Annotated in this window: 16 protein-coding genes and 2 pseudogenes; 11 read left to right on the top strand and 7 right to left on the bottom strand. The window is 65.5% G+C overall.

Features of this window, described 5'->3' with window-relative positions; all coding sequences use genetic code 11:
• Window positions 1-105: 105 nt before the first annotated feature.
• The 3 genes from LV28_RS44565 to LV28_RS44555 all read left to right on the top strand — a co-directional run bounded on the left by LV28_RS44565 (window position 106) and on the right by LV28_RS44555 (window position 3502).
• Entirely contained in the window at window positions 106-1029 is a 924-nt protein-coding gene (locus tag LV28_RS44565; RefSeq protein ID WP_038619788.1) for a LysR family transcriptional regulator, read from the top strand.
• Window positions 1030-1359: 330 nt separating this feature from the next.
• Entirely contained in the window at window positions 1360-2955 is a 1596-nt protein-coding gene (locus LV28_RS44560; protein WP_038619791.1) for an MDR family MFS transporter, read from the top strand.
• Between the two features lie 4 nt (window positions 2956-2959).
• Window positions 2960-3502 carry a MarR family winged helix-turn-helix transcriptional regulator gene (locus LV28_RS44555; RefSeq protein WP_023597546.1) on the top strand — a complete coding sequence of 181 codons (543 nt, stop codon included), beginning with the start codon at window positions 2960-2962 and terminating at the stop codon, window positions 3500-3502.
• A gap of 183 nt (window positions 3503-3685) precedes the next feature.
• On the opposite strand, the gene LV28_RS44550 is transcribed toward LV28_RS44555, so the two are convergent.
• Complete coding sequence (locus LV28_RS44550) at window positions 3686-4957, bottom strand: amino acid deaminase (protein WP_023597545.1); 1272 nt, start codon at window positions 4955-4957, stop codon at window positions 3686-3688.
• Between the two features lie 171 nt (window positions 4958-5128).
• Here LV28_RS44550 and LV28_RS44545 point away from each other — a divergent pair, with 171 nt between their 5' ends.
• The 5 genes from LV28_RS44545 (at window position 5129) to LV28_RS44525 (ending at window position 9171) form a co-directional block, all read left to right on the top strand.
• Complete coding sequence (locus LV28_RS44545) at window positions 5129-6010, top strand: MurR/RpiR family transcriptional regulator (RefSeq protein WP_023597544.1); 882 nt, start codon at window positions 5129-5131, stop codon at window positions 6008-6010.
• 1 nt (window position 6011) lies between these two features.
• Window positions 6012-7502, top strand: coding sequence for an N-acyl-D-amino-acid deacylase family protein (locus LV28_RS44540; protein WP_023873121.1), 1491 nt, complete (start codon window positions 6012-6014; stop codon window positions 7500-7502).
• 53 nt (window positions 7503-7555) lie between these two features.
• Window positions 7556-7948, top strand: a complete 393-nt coding sequence (locus LV28_RS44535; RefSeq protein WP_369798649.1) for a RidA family protein — start codon at window positions 7556-7558, stop codon at window positions 7946-7948.
• Window positions 7949-8246: 298 nt separating this feature from the next.
• Window positions 8247-8663: a hypothetical protein gene (locus tag LV28_RS44530; RefSeq protein WP_023873124.1), complete on the top strand. Its 417-nt coding sequence runs from the start codon at window positions 8247-8249 to the stop codon at window positions 8661-8663.
• Complete coding sequence (locus LV28_RS44525) at window positions 8650-9171, top strand: hypothetical protein (RefSeq protein WP_038619796.1); 522 nt, start codon at window positions 8650-8652, stop codon at window positions 9169-9171. Before LV28_RS44530 ends, LV28_RS44525 begins: the two co-directional genes overlap by 14 nt.
• Before the next feature lie 88 nt (window positions 9172-9259).
• Here LV28_RS44525 and queF read toward each other — a convergent pair whose 3' ends face one another.
• From queF to LV28_RS44505, 4 genes are all read right to left on the bottom strand, one after another.
• Window positions 9260-10087 (bottom strand): NADPH-dependent 7-cyano-7-deazaguanine reductase QueF, encoded by an 828-nt coding sequence (queF, locus tag LV28_RS44520; RefSeq protein WP_023873127.1) that lies wholly within the window; start codon window positions 10085-10087, stop codon window positions 9260-9262.
• Window positions 10074-11003: a 5'-nucleotidase gene (locus tag LV28_RS44515; RefSeq protein WP_023597538.1), complete on the bottom strand. Its 930-nt coding sequence runs from the start codon at window positions 11001-11003 to the stop codon at window positions 10074-10076. The genes queF and LV28_RS44515 overlap by 14 nt, the downstream gene beginning before the upstream one ends.
• 51 nt (window positions 11004-11054) lie before the next feature.
• Window positions 11055-12584 carry a threonine ammonia-lyase, biosynthetic gene (gene ilvA, locus LV28_RS44510; RefSeq protein ID WP_023597537.1) on the bottom strand — a complete coding sequence of 510 codons (1530 nt, stop codon included), beginning with the start codon at window positions 12582-12584 and terminating at the stop codon, window positions 11055-11057.
• 121 nt (window positions 12585-12705) lie between these two features.
• Window positions 12706-13326, bottom strand: a complete 621-nt coding sequence (locus tag LV28_RS44505; RefSeq protein ID WP_115344458.1) for a nucleotidyltransferase family protein — start codon at window positions 13324-13326, stop codon at window positions 12706-12708.
• A gap of 151 nt (window positions 13327-13477) precedes the next feature.
• Between LV28_RS44505 and LV28_RS44500 the strand changes: the two genes are divergently transcribed.
• The gene (locus LV28_RS44500) at window positions 13478-14092 is read left to right on the top strand and encodes a YqaA family protein (RefSeq protein ID WP_038619803.1); all 615 of its coding nucleotides are present in this window, start codon (window positions 13478-13480) and stop codon (window positions 14090-14092) included.
• A gap of 194 nt (window positions 14093-14286) precedes the next feature.
• On the opposite strand, the gene LV28_RS44495 is transcribed toward LV28_RS44500, so the two are convergent.
• Window positions 14287-16509: a xanthine dehydrogenase family protein molybdopterin-binding subunit gene (locus tag LV28_RS44495; RefSeq protein ID WP_024788520.1), complete on the bottom strand. Its 2223-nt coding sequence runs from the start codon at window positions 16507-16509 to the stop codon at window positions 14287-14289.
• 17 nt (window positions 16510-16526) lie between these two features.
• Entirely contained in the window at window positions 16527-16985 is a 459-nt protein-coding gene (locus LV28_RS44490) for a (2Fe-2S)-binding protein (RefSeq protein WP_023597533.1), read from the bottom strand.
• A 617-nt stretch (window positions 16986-17602) separates the two neighbouring features.
• Here LV28_RS44490 and LV28_RS49630 point away from each other — a divergent pair.
• A pseudogene (locus LV28_RS49630) lies at window positions 17603-19568 on the top strand (DUF3683 domain-containing protein); the annotation flags it as partial.
• A gap of 86 nt (window positions 19569-19654) precedes the next feature.
• Window positions 19655-21598: pseudogene (locus LV28_RS49625) on the top strand (DUF3400 domain-containing protein); the annotation flags it as partial.
• Between the last annotated feature and the right edge of the window lie 22 nt (window positions 21599-21620).

Raw genomic sequence — 21620 nt, 5'->3', positions numbered from 1 at the left:
ATGCATCGATTCTCTACCCTCGGAAAACGTTGCACCAGACGCCTTATCTGCAATTATGAGTTGCACCGAACGCCATAGGTGTGCGATTTCGATTATGCTGCGCAAATGTCGCGCATCGATCTGAATCTACTGACAGCTCTGGACGCGCTGCTGAGCGAACGAAGCGTCACGGGCGCGGCTCGGCGGCTGAAGATCAGCGTGTCGGCCATGAGCCGTACGCTCGCCCGGCTTCGTGCCGCGACGGGGGATCGCCTGCTCCTTCAGGCGGGGCGATCGCTGGTGTTGACGCCTTACGCCGAGCAACTGAGCCAGCGGGTGCCTTCGCTGACACGCGACGTGGAAGCGACGCTGGGGCGCGCCGAACACCGGTTCGACGCCGGCACCCTCGTGCAACGTTTCACGGTGCGCGCTGGTGAAGGGTTTATCGACCTGCTCGGTGCCGCACTGCTCACGCGCCTTCGGTGCGAGGCGCCGGGGGTGCAGATTCATTTCGCACCGAAGGCCGATTGGGATGCCCAACCGCTCAGGGACGGCACGATCGATCTCGAGATCGGTATCGTCAGGGCGTCGGCGCCCGAAGTGCGCACGCGCAGACTCTTTCGGGACCGCTATGTCGGCATTTGCCGAAGCGCTCACCCGCTCATGCGCATGCGACGCGTGAGCACCGCGCGCTGGTTGAATTACGCGCACGTGATGGTTTCGCGCACGGGAGACCCGGAAAACCCAGTCGATCTGGCGATTGCGTCGTCCGAAACGCCGCGAAACGTGCCCGTGGTGGTGCCGTCGTATACGAGCGCAATGCAACTGGTGCGCCATTCCGACTGGCTCGCGATCGTCCCGCGTTCCTGCCTCGGCAATGCGTTCGCTCCGGATCACGCCGCAAGCATGGGCTTGCAACCCTTCGACTTGCCGTTGGCAGCCTCCGATTTCCATGTTTCGGCGATCTGGCATCCCCGCCTCGATCACGATCCGGCGCAGCGCTGGTTCCGCACGCATGTGCGCGAGTTGTGCGAGGCGGCCTATCGGTAGGGTAAGGTGCGGCCCGAGCGCACGTCGGCGGGAGTCGGGCGGACTGCATAGTTACTTGACTGCCATACCGGCTTCGGCTTCCTTCAGAAACCCGATGATTTGCTGTTCCGCAAATCGCTTCTTCATGTTCGTCTTCTTCTCCGAAAACGAACTTTACTAGACTCCGGATGGCACTGTTTGCAGGGGGCGGATCAGGAATGGCCATCCCATTGTTTCAAGTAGTTACTGCGCGTCGTGGTAACCGTTTTTATTACTAGTATCACCACCCCGTCTCCGAGCCTCCGATCGTGCTAAAATCTTTGACTGATCAAACATTGATCCATCAAAAAAATGGCTCCCAGTCCCAGCACCCCGCACTCGGCGGGGCAGGTGTTGCCCTTCCGACAGTCGCTCGTGGCGATGCTCGGGCTTTGTTTCTGCACGATGATGGTGGCGCTCGACCAGACGGTCGTCGGCACGGCGCTGCCGACCATCGTCGCCGAGCTCAAGGGCTTCGAGTACTACGCCTGGGTCGCAACGTCGTATCTCCTGACCTCCGTCATCACCGTGCCGATCTTCGGTCGGCTCGGTGATTTCTACGGCCGCAAACGCTTCGTGATGGCGGCCATCATCGTATTTACGGCCGCGTCCGTGCTGTGCGGCGCGGCCAGCAGCATGCCGTTCCTCGTCATCGCACGTGCCCTGCAGGGCATTGGCGGCGGCATGCTCGTCGGCACCGCCTTCGCGTGCGTGCCTGAACTCTTCCCCGACTCGCACGTGCGCCTGCGCTGGCAGGTCATGCTCAGCTCCGCGTTCGGCATCGCCAACGCCATCGGCCCGTCGCTCGGCGGTTTCCTCACCGAAGCCTACGGCTGGCGCTCGGTGTTCTACGTCAACCTGCCCGTCGGGCTGCTCGGCGTATGGTTCGTCGGTCGACACCTGCCTCACATGCGCGCCGACGAACACGGCAAGACGAGCCTCGACTGGCTCGGCGCCCTGCTCATCGCCGCCGCACTCGGAAGCCTGCAAATGCTCGTGGAGTGGCTGCCGGCGGACGGCCTGTCGCGTGGCGTGCTCGCGCTGCTCGTCGTGTTCGTGGTCGCGTCCTACGTGCTCTACGCGTGGGAGAAGCGAACGTCTCACCCGATCCTGCCGTTCGAGATGTTCCGCGACAAAAGCCTCGCGCCGCTCTTCGTGCTGTCGGTCTTCGCAGGCTTCACGATGTTCGGCATCCTCTTCTACGCGCCCCTGATGTTGCAGGGCGGCTTCGGCCTGTCGCCGCGCGAAACCGGTCTGCTGGTCACGCCGCTGGTGGTCTGCATCACCGTGGGCAGCATCGTCAACGGACGCCTCATCACGCGCTTGCGCAATCCGAACGTGATGCTCTACGGCGGTTTCCTGCTGCTCGCGCTCGCCTGTGCCGGCATCATCACCACCCATCGCGGCACCTCGCACGCGCTGCTCGCGAGCTACATGTTCATCGCCGGCCTCGGCCTCGGCTTTGTGATGCCCAATCTCACGGTTTTCGCGCAGGAAGTCGCCGGCCGCGCGCATCTGGGCATCGCCACCGCGCTCATGCAGTCGCTGCGCATGATCGGCGGCATGCTCGGCACGGCCATCGTCGGCACGCTGGTGAATCACAGCTACACCGCCCGCGTGAAGGACGCGCTCGCCGCAAACGATGGCACCCAATGGACCGGGCAACTCACCGATCCGCAGATCCTCGTGAACTCGCAAGCCCAAAGCGACTTCCTCATGACGCTCGCCCACATGGGCCAGAACGGCGCCCTGTTCATCGAGTCGGCGCGCTCGTCGCTGGTCGCCGCGATTCACAACGGGCAGATGATGTCGCTCGCCGCGGCACTCGCCGGCCTGTGGTTCGTGCGGCGCGTGCCGCTCATTCGTCTGACGCGCGGCGCCAAGGCGTCGCCGCCGCCCGCGGAGTGACGCCATGCCGACCCCTCAGAAACGCAACGTCATCCAGCAACTCAGCCTGACGTATCGCGCGATGATGCTCGCCTTCGACGCGAAGGTCGGACACCCGTTGCCGAGATGGCGAATCATTCTCACGCTCGCCGAACAAGGCACCTGCTCGCAGAAGTATCTGGCCGAACATTGCCGGCTCGACCCGGCGTCGCTCACGCGCCAGTTGCAGTCCATGGAAGCGCTCGGCTGGCTCACTCGCGCCCCCGACCCGGACGACAACCGCCTCACCAATGTCACGCTCACTACCGCCGGTGCCGAGGTGTACGAGGAGGCCACGCCGCGTCGCCAGGCTTTCTTCGACGACGCGCTCGAAGGCATGACGCCCGCCGAGATCGCGACGCTGGAAAGCGCATTGGGCCATCTCGAGGAACAGTTCAAGTCGGTGGTGGTCCGCGCGAAATCGACCGCGCCGGACGCCCGGCCCGCCACGCGACGCAGTCCTGCGGAACCCGTCAACACGGATCCGCCGCCACCGGCGCGCAAACGGTCGTCACGCAATCCGGCATGAGCGGTCTTCCCGGGCATGCAATAGGCCACCGGGTCTGAACGTCACCCCGAAAGCTCGACGTAAGTCCGACCTTCGGGGCTTTGTCATGTCGAAGCACGACGCACAGGTCATGCCGGCGGTCGTGAAGGTGGTTCTGTCTGGCGTTGCGGAGGGGGGGGCGTCGGCACGGCGACGCATCCCCGGTCAGAAGAATGTCTGCACGATGTCAACGACGTTGTAGTCGCTGTCGACCACGGGCAGATGACGCCATTTGTCGAACGTCAGGCACGGGTGCGAAATGTCGAACGCGATCATGTCGCCCACGCGGATGTCGTCGCCCGGCGCAATGCGCAGGTATGCGTGCTGATCCATCATGCCGGTGACTTCCCAATGCGCCGGCGTCGCCTTCGGTGTCTTGTCCTCGCCGGGACGAAACTGTTGCGCCGGTTCGGGCATGCCCGCATCGAATGCGGCGTCGCGCTTGCCCAGCGCGATGATCGCCCGCTCCGGTTCCGGAATCGATTGCACGTAGGCCCAGAGCTGGAGCGCCGGTTGCAACTGCGAGCGCATCTGCCTTGCGATGGGATTGCGCGTGGCGATCTGCGCCTGCGCTGCCTTGTAGATGCCCACGTCGTGCGTAAGGTAGCAGCCGGGGCGCAGCACGACGTCGAGCGCTGCCCCGACGTCCTTGTGCGCGAACTCGTCGGCCACCACGTCGTACCATGCCGACCCGGCGCCCGAGAGCACCGCAGGCGTGCGCTCGATGCGACCCGCCGCGACCAGCTCGCGCGTGGTGCTCACGGCACGTTGGAGGAACGCGCGAATGTCCGACTCGGTACTCAGCACGCCCTCGTAGACTTCCACGCCCGCGAGCTTGACGGCGTCCGGGTAGCGGGCGAGGGCGTCGAGCACGGCGCGTTGCTGTGCGTCGTCGCGCACGCCGGTGCGTCCGCCCGTCACGCCCAACTCGATGAGCACCTGAATCGACTGGCCGCGCGCCCGGAAGAAGGTGCCTAGATGCACCACGGCCTCTGCCGAGTCCACCAGGCAGAAGAATTCGAAATCGGGATCTTTCAGCAAGTCGGCGATTAACGCCATGTTGCGCTTGCCGACCAGCTGGTTCGCCATGAGCACCCGGCGCACCCCGTGGTGGTACGCCGCATTAGTTTGCTGCGCCGTGGCAAGCGTGATGCCCCACGCGCCGCCCTCGAGCTGCCGACGGAACAGCTTCGGTGCCATCGTCGTCTTGCCGTGCGGGGCGAGTTTCACGCCGTACTCATGCACGAATCGCTGCATCCACGCGAGGTTGTGACGGATCTTGTCTTCATAAAGCACCGCCGTGGGCAGGCTCAGGTCTTCGGCGAGCAGATTCCATCCGAGGCCGGCCGTCGCCGACGGCGCCAGCGGCGTGGGCATCGCCCCAAGACCCTTGTTCAGGGTATCGATCATGCCGTGCTGATAGTTTGTATCATTCATCGAAAATCCTCCGCGTGACCTTGCGCCGACGTCTGCCGGATGGTTCGTATAATAGCTTTGAATTACCAGGGTTTGACAAATTTGTTATAAAGTAACAAAAACTGAGAAAACGACTTGAACCGACGTCACGGCGAATTGCCGGGGCGCCCGACCGCACGCATGGACCGGAATATGGCCGAAACCTTCGATATCGTGACGCGCGTTGCCGAGCGCAGCGACCACCTGAGTCAGGCGGAGCGCAAAGTCGCGCAGGTGGTGCTCGAAGACGTGGCCGGCGCCGCGGCGGCGTCGATCAATGTGCTCGCCGAGCGCGCCGGGGTGAGCGAGGCCAGCGTGACCCGCTTCGCCAAGGCAATGGGCTGCCGGGATGTGCGGGACCTGAAGCTGCGTCTGGCACAGGCGGCGGTGGTGGGGCAGCGCTTTCTGGGCGCGAACGCCGCCAACGCGCAGGACGGCTCGGGCGAGACCATCGACCGGATCGCCGACGATATTCAGACGACGCTCCAGGTGCATCGCGGACTCATCAAGCCAGACGTGGTGCGTCGTGCCGCGGGGCGGTTGCTGTCGGCGCGCATGGTCTACGCGTTCGGCATGGGGGGCGGGTCGTCGCTCATGGCCGACGAGGCCCGTTACCGGCTCGTGCGGCTGGGGCGCCCGGTGGCGAGCTATCAGGATGCCGTGCTCGCCCGCATGGTCGCCGGCACGCTCGGTCGGGACGACGTGGTGCTCGCCTTTTCGGTGAGCGGCCATACGCCGGAGCTGGTGTCGGCGTGCGAGATCGCGCGGGAGTATGGCGCGCAGGTGGTCGCGGTCACGGCGACGGCATCGCCCCTCGCGACGCTGGCCGACGAGGTGCTGCCGATTCGCGCGCTGGAAACGGATTTCATTTTCAAACCGTCGTCGTCGCGCTACGCGATGCTGCTGGCAATGGACGTGCTGGCCACGGAACTGGCGTTGCTCGCCAAGCCGCAGAGCCAGGCGCTGTTGCGGCGCATCAAGTACGTGCTGGACACGCATCGGGGCGGCGGCGATCGCCAGCCCCTGGGAGACTGACATGACTGACTGCCTCGCGAACCGCACGGTGGACACCCTCATCACCGATGTGCGACTGGCCGACGGCTCCGGCGCGCCGGTCACCGACGAGCGTTTCGATGTCGCGCTGCGCGACGGCCGCATCCATGCCGTGGCGCCGGCCGGCGCGCTTGCCGGCTGGCAGGCCTCGCAGCGGATCGCGGGGCGGGCTCAGGTGCTGAGTCCCGGCTTTATCGACGTGCACACGCATGACGATACCAACGTGATACGCACCCCGGACATGACGCCGAAGCTCTCGCAAGGCGTGACGACGGTGGTCGTGGGCAACTGCGGGATCAGCGCCGCGCCGGTCACGCTCGGGGGCGATCCGCCCGATCCGATGAACCTGCTCGGCGAGGCCGACGCTTTCCGCTATCCGACATTCGCGGCCTATGTCGAAGCGCTGGAGCGGGCGCAGCCGGCGATCAACGTGGCCGCGCTCATCGGTCACACGGCGCTGCGCAACAATCATATGGACCGCCTCGACCGCCCCGCGACGGAAGCGGAAATCGAGGGGATGCGCGCGCAGTTGCGCGAAGCGCTGGCCAACGGCGCGCTGGGCTTGTCCACGGGCCTCGCCTATGCGAATGCGAACGCCGCCCCCACGGAAGAGGTGCTCGCGCTGGCCGAGCCGCTCGCCGAGGCGGGCGGGCTGTACGCGACGCATCTGCGCACCGAGTTCGCCGAGATCCTGGAGGCGCTCGACGAGGCATTCCGCATTGGACGGCACGCGCGCGTACCGGTGGTCGTGTCGCACCTGAAGTGTGCCGGCGTCGACAACTGGGGACGCAGCACCGAGATTCTCGACGCGCTCGACAAGGCACGGCGCTTCCAGCCGGTTGGCTGCGATTGCTATCCATACACGGCCAGTTCGTCGACGCTCGATCTCAAGCAGGTCACCGACGACTTCGACATTCTCGTGACATGGTCGCAGCCGCACCCGGAGCAGGGCGGCAAGCTGCTCGCGGAAATCGCTGCGCAGTGGGGTGTGGGTCTGATGGATGCCGCAACACGGCTTCAGCCGGCAGGTGCGGTGTACCACTGCATGGAAGAGGACGACGTGCGGCGCATTCTTCGTCACCCCGCGACGGTCGTGGGCTCGGACGGTCTGCCCAATGACCCGCTGCCGCACCCGCGACTGTGGGGGGCATTCCCGCGCGTGCTGGGCCGATACAGCCGCGAGCAGCAACTGTTCCCGCTGGCCGAGGCCGTCCACAAAATGACAGGATTGTCGGCCGAGCGCTTCGGGCTGACCGGGCGGGGCTTCGTGCGCGAGGGCTACTGGGCCGATCTGGTCCTGTTCGATCCGGACACCGTGGCCGATGCCGCGACCTTCACCGACCCCATGCAGCCGGCCCACGGTATCGCCGCCGTGTGGGTCAATGGCGTACTGTCGTGGCAGGACCGTGCACCCACGCAGCATGCGCGAGCCGGACGCTTTGTGCGGCGTGGCACGCCGCAGCCGGTACTTTGATCAATGTTGCGGCCGACACGCGTGTGGCGGCCGTATTGTCGAAAGGAGCAATGATGAGCATCAAACGATATGGCGTGGAAGGCGGGCAGGGCACAGGTGGCCAGCGCATGCCGTTCGCACGCGCAACCGAAGCCGACGGCTTTCTGTTCGTCTCGGGGCAGACCCCGATGCAGGACGGCGAGGTGATCGATGGCGGCATCGTCGCCCAGTCGCATCAGGCGATCCGCAACATGCTGGCGATTCTCGCGGAGGCCGGTTATGGCACCGAGCACGTGATGCGCGTCGGTGTATGGCTCGACGATCCGCGTGATTTCGCGTCGTTCAACAAGGTGTTCAAGGAGTACTTCGGCGAACACCCGCCCGCGCGGGCCTGCGTGGTGTCGAGCATGGTCATCGACTGCAAGGTCGAGGTGGATTGCGTCGCGTACAAGAAGCCCGCGGCGTGAGCGTGCGATCCGCGCGGTGTCGCCGGTGTGGCGATGCCGCGCGCAGGTTCGAGGAAGCCGGCGATTTCGCCGGCTTTTTTTGTGGTGGCCGCCACGGACGCGATCATCGGGGTGTCGTCGTCGTACTGAGCACTCGCCTTGACGGGCACCTTGGTATCCGTTTCGCAAAGGTTGCGGTTGAGCTTCGATGGCAACGGGATGTTGGCGCGCGCAGTCTGCAATCTCTTCATCAAAGAGGGGGTGGACCGTGTTTCATGGACTGGAGGGCGCCAGCCGGAGCGCCCCGGCATTGCATCGGATGGACGACGTTGCCGACGACGCCCGCGTCGTCATCGACTTCCCGCCGTCCCCCGACGACATCCGTTTGTACAACCAGCGCATGTCGCACCTGAGCCAGGCCGGTTGGCATTCGGGCCTGTCGGGTCTCTCGCTCGTCGTGCTGGGCCTGATGGGCGTGGGGTGCAGCGCCTACGCTTGCATGCAGACTTCGTTGCGGGGCGACGAAGCGGTTTTCGCGGACGAGCATCGCTGGCTGGGCTATGCGTTTGGCGGGAGCGTTGCGCTGCTTTCCACGTGGTCGATCACGTTCGGCCTGAGCGAGATCTGCGTGTGTGCGAGAAAGCGCCGCGAAGCCCGGCAGGAGATGCAGGCGATGAGCGCGAGCGTGCGCTTCGATGCGCGCTCCGGGGAGGCCAACGGCCGTGACTTCGTTTGAGATTCCAGCCGACACGACGCCGCCGTCGCGGCATGTCGCGAGCGACATCGCGGCGATCCGCGATGCGGTGCGCGACGCCCAGGCGCGCTGCGCTGCGATGGACCTGCCGTCCCCGGGGACGTGGGACGCCGCGCGGTGCGACGCCGCCTACCGTCGTGGTTACGGCGCGTTCGAGCGCGGCGATTACGTGCAGGCGATCGAGTGCTTCGCCCCGCTGCTCGCGGCTTGCCCGCACCAGGCGGACTATGCCGTGGCGCTCGCCCTGTGCGCACAACGTCTTGGCGAGCCGCGGGCGGCGCTGCCGCTTTTCATGGCGGCGGCGCTGATCGATCGGGAGGCACCCGGGCCGATGTATCGGGTGGGCGAATGTCTGTTCGAGCTTGCGTATTACGCAGCGGCCGTAAGCGCCATGCGCGAGACGATGCGTCGCTGCGCCGGACAGCCAGGGTTTGCCGCCGTGCGCCGCGCCGCGCAGCGCGTCATGGCGATGGCGCAGGCCATGGCATGACGCCTCGGCGTCTGCCCTCAAACGAGCACGGCGGCGGGACCGGTTCGGATCCCGCCGCCGTCTGGCGTGCCGCTCGGGCGACAATCCCTTACTGGCGAGCCGTGCGCGCGTTGTCCGGCATTGGCAGCGTGAAATTGGTGCGGAACGGGTTGATGTCGAGCCCGCCGCGTCGCGTATATCGTGCGTATACCGCCAATTGGCTGGGTTTGCACTGCCGAAGGATGTCCATGAAGATGCCCTCCACGCACTGCTCGTGAAAGCCCGTGTGACGTCGGTAGGAAATCACGTACTTGAGCAGGCCTTCCTGATCGATCGGCGGGCCGACGTAGCGGATCTGCAGGCTGCCCCAGTCAGGTTGTCCCGTCACGGGGCAGTTGGACTTGAGCAGGTTCGACACGAGGGTTTCGTCGACGTGTGGCTCGTCGAATGCAGCCTTGAGCAGGGTGGCGTCGGGCGCGTACACGTCGGTCTCGATATCGAGGCGATCGACGAGCAGGCCGTCGAGTTCGTCGAGTTCGAGCTTGCCGAAGCCGCCCGGCTCGATGAGCCGCACCTGCACCGGCGCCCCCGCGGCTTCGGACAGATCCTGCTGAATCAATGCGCGCGCCGCGTCGGCGTTGGCCAGCCGGGTTTGGGCGAACGAGCCGAGATAGAGCTTGAACGACTTCGATTCGATGATGTTCGGCGAATCGGCGGGCACCATCGCGGTGAGCAGCGCGATCTGCGGCTTGCCCTTTTCATTGAGCCATGAGAGTTCGTAGCCGTTCCAGATGTCGGCGCCGAAGAACGGCAACGTGTCGGGCACGCCGATCGCCGCGCGCGCCGGCGCACGGGCGATGGGGAAGAGCAGGGACGGGTCGTACTGCTCGGTATAGGCAACTTCCTTGCCGAGCGGAGATTGGTCAGGCGTTGTCATGATTTGCAATGCCACTGATGACGTGACCGGTGGGGGTGACCCGCGCGGCCGACTCGCAGTGGCGTGTCTGATCGTCGAAGAAGAAATCGGGCTCGAATTCGCGCAGGAACGCGCCTTTGTCCAGCCCGCCCAGGAACATCGCCTCGTCGATGTCGATTTTCCAGTCCATGAGCGTGCGAATCGCGCGTTCATGCGCCGGCGCCGAGCGCGCGGTCACGAGCGCGGTGCGGATCTTGACCGGCACTTCGTGTCCCGCGAGCGTTTGCAGGCGGTGCAGCGCCTGCAGCAGGGGCTTGAACGGCCCCGGCGGCAACGGCGTGGCGGCGCGCTCGATCTCGTGCCGCTGGAAGGCGTCGAGTCCGTTGCGCTGGAAGACCTGCTCGGCTTCGTCGGAGAAGAGCACCGCGTCGCCATCGAACGCGATGCGGATTTCGTCGGGGTGCAGTTCCGCCTTTTTCGCGGAGTCGGGGTAGACGCGCGCCGCCGGGAAGCCGGCCGTGAGGGCACTGCGCACGTCTCGCTCGTTGGCCGAGAGGAACAGGTGCGCGCCCAGGGCGTTGAGGTAGCCGAACGGTTCGCGCCCGCGCGTGAACACACCGCGCTCGATCTTGAGGTCGACCTGCCGCGCGGAACGAAACACACGCATGCCGCTCACGGGATCGTTGCGCGAGAGCACCACGACTTCCACGCGATGCCTGTCGGTCCCGTCCTGATTGAAAGCGAGGAGCTTCTGCACGAGCGGAAACGCCACGCCGATGCGCGCGGGCACGTCGAGGCGGTCGAGCTGGTAGCGCATGTAGGACTGGTCGTCGCCGCTTGCCACGCCCGCCTCGTACACGCGGTTCTCTTCTTCGAAGTCGAACAGCGCGCGCGAGGATATCGCGACGACAAGTTTGTTCTCGAGCGTGATGGGCATGGCGGCGGTGGCGTGATGTCCTGAGTCGTTGCGGATGTGAAAGCCGGCGGCTTACCCGAGGAACAGCTTGTAGACCGGGTTGTCGCTTTCGTCCCAGTAAGGATAGCCGAGCGTGGCGAGGAAGTCGCGGAACGCGGCCTTCTCGTCGTCCGGCACCTGAATGCCCACGAGGATGTTGCTGTAATCGGCGCCCTGATTCCGGTAGTGGAACAGGCTGATATTCCAGTTCGGGCTCATGGCCGAGAGGAATTTCATCAGCGCGCCCGGACGCTCCGGGAACTCGAAGCGGTAGAGCACTTCGTTGCTCGCGAGCGCGGAGCGTCCGCCCACCATGTAGCGGATGTGCTGCTTGGAGAGTTCGTCGTTGGACAGGTCGAGCGTGGGGAACCCGTGACGCTCGAAGCCCGCCTTGATGCGTTCGCCCTCGTCGCGATTGTGCATCTGGATGCCCACGAAGATGTGCGCGCTGGACGCCTCGCTGATTCGGTAATTGAACTCCGTCACATTGCGGCTGCCCACCACTTCGGTGAAGCGCTTGAAGCTGCCGCGCGCCTCGGGAATGGTCACGGCGAACACCGCTTCGCGCGCCTCGCCGACTTCGGCGCGCTCGGCGACGAAGCGCAGGCGGTCGAAGTTCATGTTGGCGCCGGAGGTGATCGCCACGAGCGTCTCGGCCTTGAGCTTTTCACGCTCGGCGTACAGCTTGGCGCCCGCCACGGACAACGCGCCGGAAGGCTCGAGCACGCTGCGGGTGTCCTGGAAGACGTCCTTGATGGCCGCGCAGAGCTGGTCGGTGTCCACGCGAACGACTTCGTCGAGGTGGGCCTGGCACAGCCGGAACGTCTCGGCGCCGACGTATTTGACGGCGGTGCCGTCCGCGAACAGGCCCACATCGTTCAGGAGCACGCGCTCGCCGGCGTGGATGGATTGCGCCATGGCGTCGGAGTCGACGGACTGCACGCCGATGATCTTGATCTCGGGACGCACGGCCTTCACGTATGCGGCGACGCCGGCGGCGAGCCCGCCACCGCCGATGGGCACGAAGATGGCGTGCAGCGGGCCCTGGTGCTGGCGCAGGATTTCCATGCCGATGGTGCCCTGGCCGGCAATGACGTCGGGGTCGTCGAACGGCGGCACGAAGGTCAGGCCGCGTTCGCTCTGCAAGGTCATGGCGTGGGCGTAGGCGTCGCTGTAGGAATCGCCGGCCAGCACGACTTCGACGGCGCGCCCGCCGTGTGTCCGCACGGCGTCGATCTTGACCTGCGGGGTGGTGACCGGCATGACGATGACGGCCTTGCAGCCCAGGCGCGCGGCGGAATATGCCACGCCCTGCGCGTGATTGCCGGCCGAGGCGGTGAGCACGCCGCGTTCGCGTTCGGCCTCGCTGAGGTTGGCCATCTTGTTGTATGCGCCCCGAATCTTGAAGGAGAACACCGTCTGATTGTCTTCGCGCTTCAGATAAATTCGATTGTGCAGCCGCATGGAGAGCGTGCGTGCCAATTCGAGTTCGCTTTCCTTGGCGACGTCGTAGACTTTTGCGGTGAGGATCTTCTTCAGATAATCGGGAGCTGCATCGGACATGATTTAAGGCTTCTTCAGGTTAGGCACATCAAGGAACAAAAGGACAATGATAGACCAGCACGTCCGCCGGGGCGGTCGCGCTTGGTCTCTCGGGAAAAATCGGGAAAGGGGAGTGCGCGCCCTAGCGTAGGTCGTCTGGGGTGTCGATGTCGCGCACGATTCCGGCGTCGTCGACATCGACGATCGTAATGTGCTCGCTAATCAACAGGTCGCGCGCGCCGGCGTCGCCGTCAAGGGCGGCCAGGCGTGACGTGAAGGCAGAACCGAAGGCCACGGGGTGGCCGCGCTGTCCCTGATAACTCGGTGCGACGATGGCCTCGGACGAGGTGAGTCCACCGGCGACGGCGCGAATGGTATGCGGATGGATGTAGGGCATATCGGCCAGCGCAACGAGCCAGCCGTCGAGATGTTCCAGCCCGGGCGGCGGCGCTTCGTCGGCGCCGGACTGGATGCCGGCCGCGAGCGTGGCCCCCATGCCGCGCTTGGTGGCGTGGCTCATCACGACTTCGCAACCCGCCTGCAGCAGCACGTTCTCGAGCTCGGCCGAATCCGGACGCACGACCGCGATTACGCGCGGCAATACGGCCAGCAGCGCATGCGCGCTGGCAAGGGCAACGGGTCGGTTCAGGGGATCTCCGGGCAGCGGCGCGAGCAGCTTGTTCCGGCGCCCAGCCGCATCGAAGCGGGTACCGAGTCCGCCTGCCAGTAGAATGGCCACGGGCGGCGTCGAAGGTCGGGTCATGGACATGCATTATGCGCCAGACTTTTCGTTTCTGCCAAACTCGCATGCCCGAACGCGGGTTGGCGCATGACGCATGCGCCGACCGTCCGGTCGGTCATGTCGTCCGGTGGCCCGCCCGTGCGGGATCTGTTCTGTCTATTTCCGGAGTTGCATGGAGTCGTTCATCACCTGGCTGCTCGGCGTGCTGGCCCTGCCCGGCGTTGGCCTGCCGGCCATTTTTCTGGTGTCGTTTGTCTCGGCCACACTGCTGCCAATGGGCTCCGAGCCCGCGCTCTTCGGCTATGTGACGCTCAACCCGCAAATGTTCTGGCCCGCCATTGCGGTGGCCACGGCAGGCAACACTGCCGGCGGAATGCTCAATTGGTGGATGGGGTTCGCCGCGCGCCGCGCGTTCGTTCGCCTCAAAGTCCGTCGCCGCACCCATGCGCGGGCGGCGGGCCGTGCCGGTGAGCGGGCGGCCGCCTTCGGGGATGCGCCGTCGCGGTCCGTCAAGCGTGCCGACGGCAAGGCGCCGATGAACGAACGCTATCACCGCTGGATGCGCCGCTTCGGGCCGCCACTGCTCCTGCTCTCGTGGCTGCCCGTGGTCGGCGACCCGTTCTGCTCGCTCGCCGGATGGCTGCGCCTTCCCTGGCGCGCCTGCCTGCTCTATATCGCAGTGGGCAAGGCGCTGCGCTACATTGCCGTGACCTACCTGATGATGCGGGTGCCCGAATCGTTCTGGCACGGCATCTTCGCGCCTTTCAAACATTTACTGGTCGGGTAGGTTCGATGGCCCGACGTCGAGGCTCGATGCCCTGCCGCCAACGGCGGCGCGCAACGTCCGGGTCGGCCGGACCGGCGCACCCATGGACACATTCCGGTTCCTGATTCCCCCATCGGAAAGGCGCCCCGGTCCTGCCCCGCCGCAGGCTGTCCAGAGCGCCTCCTCCTGTTTTCCTGCTTATCGTTGCGCGCAGGTCACGCCTTTGCCACGTCGAACGGCAAGGAACGCAGGCGCTTTCCCGTCAACGTGAACAGCGCGTTCGCGTACGCCGGTGCCAACGCCGGCAATCCCGGCTCGCCCATCCCCGTCGGCGCATCGCCAGAACTCGCGATGTGCACACTGATCGCCGGCATGTCCGGCAGGCGCGCCACCATGTACTGATGGAAGTTGCTCTGCTCGACTTCCCCATCCTTCATGGTGATCGCCGCACCCGGCAACGTCGTTCCCAATCCCATCAACGCCGCCCCCTCGACCTGCGCAGCTACCGTCAGCGGATTGACCGCGAAGTTGCAATGCACCCCCGCCGTCGCACTCACCAACCTCGGGGTTCCATTGCGCATCTCGGCCACGACAACGTACGCCACCACGGAGTCGAACGACTCATGCACCGCCACGCCCCACGCCTGCCCCTCCGGCAACCGTGTCTTCCCGTAGCCGGATCGCTCGACCGCCAACGCGAGCGCCTCCTTGTGTCGCGGATGTTTGTCACCCATCAATGCATAGCGATACGCCACCGGGTCCTGACCGGCCTGCTTCGCCAACTCATCGATCAAGGTTTCCATGACGTACGCGGTGTGCGTGTTGCCCACCGACCGCCACCACAACACCGGCACGTTGACCTTGGGACTGTGCAACGTCAGACGCAGCGGCACGGCGTACGGCGTGCCGGACACGCCCTCCACACTGGTGCCGTCGATGCCGTTCTTGACCATCATCTTCTCGAACGGCGTACCCGCCAGAATGGACTGACCGACGATGGTGTGATTCCACGCGAGGATGTTGCCCTTGTCGTCGAGGCCGATTTCGGCGCGGTGCACGTACATGGGACGGTAGTAGCCGCCGTGGATGTCGTCTTCGCGGCTCCAGATGACCTTGACCGGCTCGCGATGGCCGGCCTTGCGCCATGCCTTGGCGACCTGCGCCGCCTCGACACCATAGTCGGACGTGGGGACCGCGCGTCGCCCGAAGCCCCCGCCCGCCATGAGCGTGTGCAGCTTGACTTGCTCGGGCTTGAGTTCGAGCGTGCGTGCAATGGCCGCCTGATCGACGGTCTGGAATTGGGTGCCGGTCCAGACTTCGGCCCCTTTGTCGGAGAGCTGCACGGTGCAGTTCAACGGCTCCATGGGCGCGTGCGCGAGATACGGGAAGCTGTATTCCGCCACGAGCGTTTTGGGCGCGCCCTTGAGCTTGCTGACGTCGGCGTCGATGGCCACGGTCCCGGGCGTCCTGGCCATTTCCTTGTATTTGGCCAACTGCGCCGTGGTGTCGACGTGTTCGACCCCGCTGGTGTCCCACTCGGGTTTGAGCGCGTCACGTCCGGTCTTCGCCTGCCAGTAGCCGTCGGCGATGACGGCTACGGCGGTGCCGCCCCGATCGTCGGGAATCTCCAGCACGTCGCGCACGCCCTTGACGGCCTTCGCGGCCTTGGCGTCGAAGCGTTTCACTTTGGCGCCGAACACCGGCGGGCGCGCCACGACCGCCACCTTGAGGTTGGGCAGCTTGAAATCCATGCCGTACATCGGCACGCCGGTCGACTTGGCCCGCGCGTCGAGGCGGCCGGTCGGCTTGCCCAGCAGGCGGAACGCCGACGGCGATTTGAGCGGGACATCGGCCGGCACCGGCATGGCCTGCGCCCTGGCTGCGAGGCTGCCGTAGGTGGCGCGCTGGCCGTTGGGGCCGAGGACGACGCCGTTTTCGGTTTTCAACTGTGCGGCGGGCACTTTCCATTGCTGCGCCGCCGCCGCAATGAGCATGGCGCGCGCCGACGCCCCGATGCGACGGTACTGCAACCACGAGTGCGCCACGGAGCCGGAACCACCGGTCATCTGAATGCCGAACAAGGGGTCTTTGTAGACGTCGGCCGCCGGCGCCAGCTCGCTGCGCACCTTCGCCCAGTCGCAGTCGAGTTCCTCGGCAACCAGCATGGGCAGCGCGGTCTGCACGCCCTGGCCGAAGTCGAGGCGGTTGACCTGGATGGTGACGGTGTCGTCGGGCGCGATGCGCACGAACGCGGACGGCACGACGGGCGCCGGCGCGGCGCCCTGTGCGGCGGCGCCGCGCATGGCGCCGGGCAGCGACATTTCAAGCATCAGGCCGCCGGCCGCAAGGGCGGAGGTCTTGAGGAATCCGCGGCGGCTCAGGCCGGTGTAGTCGCCCACGGCGACGCCGGGATACTGGGAAAAGCGAAGTTCGCGCATGTCGGTGTCTCCTCGCCTCAGGCCAGCGACGCCGCGGCGTCCTTGATGGCCGCGCGAATGCGGGCGTAGGTGCCGCAACGGCAGATGTTGCCCGACATCGCGGCGTCGATCTGCTCGTCGTTGGGCTGCTTGTTCTCGCGCAGCAGCGCGGTGGCGGACATGATCTGGCCGCTCTGGCAGTAGCCACACTGAGGCACGTCGTGCTTGACCCAGGCGTCCTGCACGGCACGGCCGACCGGGTCGGCGCCGACGTTTTCGATGGTCGTGATCTTCTTGCCTTCCACGGCGGAGACGGGGGTGATGCAACTGCGGATGGCCGCGCCGTCCATATGGACGGTGCACGCGCCGCACAACGCCATGCCGCATCCGAATTTGGTGCCGGTCATGTTGAGCGCGTCGCGCAGGGTCCAGAGCAGGGGAGTGGCCGGGTCGACGTCGACCTTGACCGGCTTGCCGTTCAGTTGAAACGAAGCCATAGAGACACCTCTTGTCGGGTGGATGGAGCGGGGATCGGCAAAACATACTCTGGTTCGCTGAAAATTTCACAGCAGGAGTGGGCCGCAACTCGTTGTATATAAACGGATACAGCGGCCGGGGAAATCACTGGAAGGTGTCGGGGGCGAGCGGTACCGGGTTGGTCGTTAAGGTGCCGTCAACGCAGCGATGAGGCCGATGTCGGCAACGACGGACGGCGAATCGGTCGGGGGAAGTTGGGGGGAGGGAGGGGAATGACGCGCCAGAGCGAGGAATTCGGTGCGCCGCCGACGTGTTGCGGTGCAATGAAGTACAATTCGGCCTACATTCCCCTACCAACACTTTCCCAAGCCGGAAGAAAGATCTGGGCATGCGCACCAACTGCCTCACCCCCCTGTGCTTCTGCTCGATGACCGGACACGATTCGTCATCGGCGTCTTCGCACGGCAGTCGTCGATCTCGCTGATCGCAGATCGTCCGTTGTCGGCCAGCGCGCACCCTTGATCCCCAGCGCGCTCGCCGCCGGCAATCCCAGCGCATACCCGATTTTGACTTTCGGCGCGTCCCGCGAGACGAACGCCGACGGCGGACGCACCGCCGCAATGACGAGCCCGACAAGATGAACGCACCCTTGCCCGCCTTCGAGCCGCACGACGCAAAGCATGCCGTAGCCGCCCAACCGCCGCGACTGCGCGAGATCCCCTATAACTACACGTCGTTTTCGGACCGCGAAATCGTCATGCGCCTGCTCGGCGCCGACGCCTGGGCGATCCTCGACGAACTCCGCGCGGAACGCCGCACCGGCCGCTCGGCACGCATGCTGTACGAAGTGCTAGGCGACATCTGGGTGGTTCGCCGTAATCCGTATCTGCAGGACGACCTGCTCGACAATCCGAAGCGCCGCAAGCTGCTGATCGATGCCCTCGAGCACCGGCTCAACGAGATCGACAAGCGCCGTCGCGCCGACATGGCGCAACACGCCGACGAGAGCGGCCGCGAGCGCGCCGCGCGCGTGGAACAGCTGGAATCGGCGGCGCGCCGCGCCGTGGCCGACTTCGCCGCGGAGTTCGACAAGATGGCGGAACTGCGCCGTCGCGCGAAGAAGGTGCTTGGCCGCACGACCGCCCACGACAACATCAAGTTCGACGGCCTGTCGCGCGTGTCGCACGTGACCGACGCCACCGACTGGCGTGTGGAATATCCGTTCGTGGTGCTCACGCCGGACACGGAAGCCGAAATGGCGTCGCTGGTCAAAGGCTGCTTCGAGCTCGGGCTGACGGTGATCCCGCGCGGCGGCGGCACCGGCTATACGGGCGGCGCGATTCCGCTCACGCCGTTCTCGGCCGTCATCAACACGGAAAAGCTCGAGCAGCTCGGCGATGTCGAATATTCGCAGTTGCCCGGCGTGGACAAACCGGTACCGACGATCTTCTCGGGCGCGGGCGTGGTCACGCGCCGCGTGGCCGAGGCCGCCGAGCGCGCCGGTCTGGTGTTCGCGGTGGACCCCACGTCGATCGATGCCTCGTGCATCGGGGGCAACGTGGCGATGAACGCCGGCGGCAAGAAGGCCGTGCTGTGGGGCACCGCGCTCGATAACCTGGCCTGGTGGCGCATGGTCGATCCGCAGGGCAACTGGCTGGAAGTCACGCGCCTCGATCACAACCTCGGCAAGATTCACGACATTCCGGTCGCCCGCTTCGAGCTCAAGTGGTACGACGGCAATCAGGCGCCCGGCGCCGCACTGCTCAAGACCGAACGGCTGGACATCGAGGGCAAGCGCTTTCGCAAGGAAGGCCTCGGCAAGGACGTGACGGACAAGTTCCTCGCCGGCCTGCCGGGCATTCAGAAGGAAGGCTGCGACGGTCTCATCACGAGCGCGCGCTGGATTCTGCACAAGATGCCCGCGCACACCCGCACGGTGTGCCTGGAATTCTTCGGCCAGGCCAAGGAAGCGATTCCGAGCATCGTCGAGATCAAGGACTACATGTTCGCGCAGACGGCCGCGGGCGGCGCGATTCTCGCCGGCCTCGAGCATCTGGACGAACGCTATCTGCGCGCTGTGGGCTACGCCACGAAGTCGAAGCGCAACGCGTTCCCGAAGATGGTGCTCATCGGCGACATCGTCGGCGACGACGACAACGCGGTCGCCCAGGCGACCTCGGAAGTCATTCGCATGGCCAACGGCAAGAGCGGCGAGGGTTTCGTCGCGGTGTCGGCGGAGGCCCGCAAGAAGTTCTGGCTCGACCGCTCGCGCACGGCCGCCATCGCGCGCCACACCAACGCCTTCAAGATCAACGAAGACGTGGTGATTCCGCTGCCGCGCATGGGCGAGTACACCGACCACATCGAGCGCATCAACATCGAGCTCTCGCTCAAGAACAAGCTCCAGCTGGTCGACGCCCTCGAGGCGTTCTTCGAAGCCGGCAACCTGCCGCTGGGCAAGACCGACGACGCGAACGAAATCCCGTCGGCCGAACTGCTCGAAGACCGCGTGCAAACCGCACTCACGCTGCTGCGCGATGTGCGCGAGCGCTGGGTCTTCCTGCGCGATCACTTCGAGATGCCGCTCGCCGAGGCGATTCCGCTGCTCAATCGTCATGGCATTCGCGACATCAATGTGGCGCTCAACGATCGCCTGACGAAGCAGCCGGAAACGCGTCTGATCGACCTGCTGCAAGATCGCACGGTCCGGGTGTCGTGGAAGCAGGAGATCCGCGCCGAACTGCGCCAGATCTTCTCGGGCGCCGAGTTCAAGCCGATCCTCGACGAGGCGCAGGCGATTCACAAGCGCGTGCTGCATGGCCGTGTGTTCGTGGCGCTGCACATGCACGCCGGCGACGGCAACGTGCACACCAACATCCCGGTGAACTCGGATAACTACGAGATGCTCCAGGATGCGCACAAGGCCGTGGCCCGCATCATGGACATCGCCCGCTCGCTCGACGGCGTGATCTCGGGCGAACACGGCATCGGCATTACCAAGCTGGAGTTCCTGACGGAAGCCGAGATCGGCGAGTTCCGCGCCTACAAGATGCGCGTGGATCCGGAGGGGCGCTTCAACAAGGGCAAGCTGCTGGACATGCCCGACCTGCCTGCCGACCTGCGCAATGCCTATACGCCGAGCTTCGGGCTGATGGGCTACGAGTCGATCATCATGCAGCAGTCGGACATCGGCGCCATTGCCGACAGCGTGAAGGACTGCCTGCGCTGCGGCAAGTGCAAGCCGGTGTGCGCCACGCACGTGCCGCGCGCGAACCTGCTCTACAGCCCGCGCAACAAGATTCTCGCCACGTCGCTGCTCATCGAGGCGTTCCTCTATGAGGAACAGACGCGTCGGGGCGTGTCGATCAAGCACTGGGACGAGTTCAACGACGTGGCCGATCACTGCACCGTCTGTCACAAGTGCGTGACGCCGTGCCCGGTGAAGATCGACTTCGGCGACGTGACGATGAACATGCGCAACCTGTTGCGCAAGATGGGCAAGAAGAAATTCAATCCGGGCTCGGCCGCCGGCATGTTCTTCCTGAACGCGACCAACCCCGAGACGATCAACATCACCCGCAAAGTGATGATCGACTGGGGCTACAAGGCGCAGCGTTTCGGCGCCGACATCTTCAAGAAGCTCGCGAAGAAGCAGACGGCGCATCCGCCGGCCACGGTCGGCAAGCCGCCGCTGCGCGAGGAAGTGATCCACTTCGTCAACAAGAAGATGCCGGGCAATCTGCCCAAGAAGACGGCGCGCGCGCTACTCGACATCGAAGACAACAAGGTCGTGCCGATCATTCGCGATCCGAAGGCCACCACGGTGGACTCGGAAGCGGTGTTCTACTTCCCGGGCTGCGGTTCGGAGCGTCTGTTCTCGCAGGTCGGTCTGGCCACGCAGGCCATGCTCTGGCACGTGGGCGTGCAGACGGTGCTGCCGCCGGGCTACCTGTGTTGCGGCTATCCGCAGCGCGGCTCGGGGCAGGGCGAGAAGGCCGAGAAGATCGTGACGGACAACCGCGTGCTGTTCCATCGCATGGCGAATACGCTGAACTACCTCGACATCAAGACCGTGGTGGTGTCGTGCGGGACTTGCTACGATCAGCTCGCCGGCTACGAGTTCGAGAAGATCTTCCCGGGCTGCCGCATTGTCGACATTCACGAATACCTGCTCGAGAAGGGCGTCAAGCTCGACGGCGTGGGCGGTACGCGCTACATGTATCACGATCCGTGCCACACGCCGATCAAGACGATGGACCCGGTCAAGCTCGTGAACCAGCTGATGGGCAGCGAGAACGACGGGTACAAGATCGAGAAGAACGATCGCTGCTGCGGCGAATCGGGCACGCTGGCCGTCACGCGGCCCGACATCTCGACGCAGATCCGCTTCCGCAAGGAGGAGGAGATGCGCAAGGGCGCCGCGAAGCTGCGCGCCGACGGCAAGGTCGATGACGTGAAGATTCTCACGAGCTGCCCGTCGTGCCTGCAAGGGCTGTCGCGCTATAACGAGGACGCCAATGTCACGGCCGACTACATCGTCGTGGAAATCGCCAGGCACGTGCTGGGCGACGAGTGGCTGGTGGACTACGTGAAGGACGCGAACAACGGCGGCATCGAACGCGTGCTGGTGTGATGCTCCTGCGCGGGACGCGGCC

The sequence above is a fragment of the Pandoraea pnomenusa genome, assembly GCF_000767615.3.
Taxonomy (GTDB): domain Bacteria; phylum Pseudomonadota; class Gammaproteobacteria; order Burkholderiales; family Burkholderiaceae; genus Pandoraea; species Pandoraea pnomenusa.
The sequence above is the reverse complement of the archived record's forward strand: the minus strand, read 5'-3'. Positions and strand labels throughout refer to the sequence as shown.